The 3,909-nt window shown below is 59.5% G+C and carries 3 protein-coding genes; all 3 read right to left on the reverse strand.

Features of this window, described 5'->3' with window-relative positions:
• Positions 1-272 precede the first annotated feature (272 nt).
• Positions 273-1,658 (reverse strand): NAD(P)/FAD-dependent oxidoreductase, encoded by a 1,386-nt coding sequence (locus tag BTH42_RS33305; RefSeq protein ID WP_075305433.1) that lies wholly within the window; start codon positions 1,656-1,658, stop codon positions 273-275.
• 109 nt (positions 1,659-1,767) lie between these two features.
• Positions 1,768-3,417, reverse strand: a complete 1,650-nt coding sequence (locus BTH42_RS33310; protein WP_075305434.1) for an FAD-dependent oxidoreductase — start codon at positions 3,415-3,417, stop codon at positions 1,768-1,770.
• A gap of 14 nt (positions 3,418-3,431) precedes the next feature.
• A partial coding sequence (locus BTH42_RS33315; protein WP_143752315.1) for a catalase-related domain-containing protein occupies positions 3,432-3,909 on the reverse strand: 478 nt, incomplete at its 5' end.

The raw sequence follows: 3,909 nt of genomic DNA on the forward strand, positions 1-3,909 counted from the left end.
TTCGACGAATCGCCCCATCTCCGCCTCTCGCGCTAACAGGTCGATTCAGTCTAGGCGATCGCGCGGGTTTTGACACATCCTCGGCCAGTAAGAGACGTTCAACCAGACGTTTAACCAGACATTGGAACGTCTGCTGTGCCTTAAATAGCGGAAACTTGTGCTCGAGGATTTGTAACCGAGGCGACGTCGGCTATGGCTTGTCGAGAAACGTGGGAGCATTTGCTGCTGCTCCGGATCCAAAACCGCGACGGGTTTCCCAAAGCTAAAAGTCTTTATCCCGGCTGCTTATTGAGGGCACGCTTTGGCACCTTTGCAAGCAGGATATTGAGCCCTTCGGACATCAGCGGATGTGCAATGATCGCATCGCGCACTGCTGTATAAGGCAATCCGCCAAGCATCGCCATCTGCACGGCAGTCACTACGTCGCCGGCATTGGCGCCCAGCATCGCGAAGCCCAGGATAGCGTCTGACTGCGCGTCGATCAGCATTTTCATGAAACCCTTGGTCGCGCCGCTCGTCCGCGCCCGCGGCACCGCCGCCATCGGCAGCTTTGCAACCCGCACCGCGATGCCGTGCGCTTTCGCGTCTGCTTCGCTAAGGCCGATACGACCGAGTTCCGGCTCGATGAAGAGCGCATATGGAATGATTCTGTAGCTCGTGGTCTTCGCGTTCACCCCAGCGAGTTGCGAGCGCAACACGCGGTAATCGTCAAACGATGCGTGCGTGAACATCGGTGTCCCTGCCACCTCGCCGATAGCCCATGTGCGCTCTGCTGTCGTTGCGAGACGCTCGTCCGTTTTGATGAAACCGCGCTCGTCGACTTCCACGCCAGCGGCGTCGAGGCCGATACCGGAGGTGACAGGAGTGCGCCCCGCCGCGACCAGAATATGACTGCCGCTCACGCTGCTCCCATTCTGCAGTAAAACTGTCACTGACTTTCCCGACTTGCCCGTCACGCTGACCGGTTTCACGCCGGTTCTAATATCGATGCCTTCGTCTTTCAGCGCTGCTTCGATTGCCTCGGTGACGTCCTCATCTTCACGCATCGCCACGCGTGGCGCATCCTGTATTAGCGTGACCTTGCTACCCAGTCTATGGAACGCCTGCGCCATCTCGAGCCCGATATATCCACCGCCGAGAACGATCAGGCTCTCGGGCAACGTCGTCAGGACCAGCGCTTCAACGTGCGTCAGCGGCTCGGCGGCCTTCAATCCAGGTACGTCGGGAATCGCCGCCGTCGTGCCCGTGTTGATGAAAGCATGTTCGCCTTCGATCACTCGCAGACCGCCGTCATTTGTTTGCACTTCGAGCCGTCGGGGGGCGACGAAGCGGCCCGTGCCCAACACAAGTTCGAGGCCGGCGTCACGAAACGCGTTGCGATTGATTTCCACCATATCGTCGACCACCGCTTTCACGCGCTGCGATACTTTGGCCATGTCCGAGGCCGTACCATCCTGTCGATGCAGGAGGTATTCAGTACGTGCCGTGTGGATTAGCGTCTTGGTCGGTATGCATGCCACGTTGATGCACGACCCGCCGATCATGTGTCGCTCGATCACGGCAACCTTGCGGCCCGCCTGAGCGAGTTCCATCGCGAGGGTCTTTCCACCCTTGCCTCCGCCGAGAAATACATACTCGAAATGCTCGATCGTTGTCATTGCGGAATTCCTTTTTGCCCGTCAACTATCACCGCCCGACATCCGCGGTACCTTGAAAATCAGCACTAGCATCGTGTGCTGCTCACGCCATTCCTTTTTTCGACGGCGCTTATGCCTGAGCGACCGATCGCTCGAGATGACGATGAATCTGCGCAACGACGGCAGCACCGTCTCCCACTGCCGCGGCAACCCGTTTCGTCGAGACGGAGCGGACGTCCCCCGCACAGAACACGCCGGGCACGCTTGTTTCGTGCTCCTGCAAGCCGGGTCCGGCGGCTTCCCCCGTACGCACAAAACCGTTCTGGTCGACGGCGACGCCGCATCCGCCAAGCCACGATGTGTTGGGAGATGCACCCGCAAACAGGAACACGTGTTGCGCAGATTCGATCGAGCGTTGCGTCCCGCTCAAAAGTTCTACTTCCTCCAGCGTGTTGCCGCCTCTGAGCGCGGTGATCTGAGTCTCGTACGTCACATCGACATTGTCCAAAGCAGCGATACGATCGATAAGATATTGCGACATGCTGGTTTTCAGGCTTTTTCCACGTACGAGCATACGAACTCGCCGCGCGCGAGACGCGAGGTACACGGCGGCTTGTCCCGCGGAGTTTCCGCCACCGACCAGTAATACGTCTTGTCCTGCGCACAACTTCGCCTCAACGGGCGAAGCCCAATAGTATGTTCCTCGTCCTTCGAAGCGTTCCAGGTCCTGAATGTCGGGCTTGCGATAAGCCGCGCCCGATGCAATAACGATCGTTCGGGACCGGATGGTCACGCTGGAGGTCAACCGCAGCGCGAATGGCGTCATGCCGCAATCGAGACTTTCCGCCTGAGCGGGAATCGCTACGTCGGTTCCGAATTTCTGTGCCTGTACGAATGCGCGTGCGGTGAGCGCATGGCCGGAAATCCCTGTTGGGAATCCGAAGAAGTTTTCAATACGAGCGCTCGCACCTGCCTGTCCGCCGGGCGCACTATGATCGAGTACGATGACTCTGAGCCCTTCGGACGCGGCGTACACGGCTGTCGCCAAACCCGCCGGACCCGCTCCGACGATTGCGACGTCGTAAACATGCCCCGGATCGAAATCAGGGAGCCAGCCCAAGGCGTTGGCCAGTTCCGCCTCATCGGGTGCGCGCAATATGGTCCCGTCCGGATGCAGCACGAGCGGGTAATCGGAGTCATCGCGTACCCACTTTGCTACGTAACGGGCTGTCTCGTCGTCTTCTGACGAGGCACCGATGACTGCATGCGGAACATTGTTGCGTCGCAGAAAGCTCTGCAATGCGTGAAGACGGGCGTTATGCGGTTGACTGACTATAACGATCCCATTGCCTCGCTCGATAAGAGCGACCCGCCTTAGGATAAGGGCCCGCATAATGCGCTCGCCCAGTTCCGCTTCGGCGATCAGGAGCGCCCGGAGTCTGTCGGGAGGAATGTGAATTACCGATACGTCGCCGACAGCATCGCCGTCTACTATGCATCGACCGCCGGATAGCTGTCCCACTTCCGCAACGAAGTTTCCCGGACCGTTTTCGCTAACGACGGCATGACGCCCGAACGCGTCGCGGCTGGTCACGCGAATCATCCCGCGCAATACCACACACATCCCGAATCCTGGTGCGCCGACTTCAAAAATTCGCTCCGATGTCCACGAACGAACAACGCCGTATTGATGTAATCGTGCGATTTCGGCATTCGTCAGTTGGGGATACTTCTGTTCATGACGATCGGTAGCTGGCGCTAACCATGTCGAGCTGGTCATTTTCGTTCCTGCAGTTACGTGCGCGATGCGAAGTTCGACGCGCCTGATTGGGCTGCCCATTCCCGCGTCGCAATCGCCGCAACCACGCCTTCGGCATAAGCCGGATCCGCGCGGCGGAAATGCTCGATCTGACGATCCACGATCTCTTTCGGCACCCCATTGATCGCCGCTGCGATATTCGCGAACAGACGCTCACGCTGACCGGCATCGAACAGACGGAACAGCGCAGCGGGCTGGCTGTAGTAATCGTCGTCCTCGCGATGGTCGTAACGATCGACCGCGCCCGCCGCGAGCGGCGGCTCCGCCGCATTCGCGTCCTGCGCGAAGTCGCCGAAACGGTTCGGCTCGTAGTTCACGTTGCCGCCGAGATTGCCGTCGGTGCGCATCGCGCCGTCGCGATGGAATGAATGCGGAGTCGGCACGCGCGGCGCATTCACCGGAATCTGGTGGTGATTGATGCCGAGCCGGTAGCGCTGCGTGTCGCCGTACGAG

Source organism: Burkholderia sp. SRS-W-2-2016, assembly GCF_001931485.1.
Classification (GTDB): Bacteria; Pseudomonadota; Gammaproteobacteria; order Burkholderiales; family Burkholderiaceae; genus Paraburkholderia.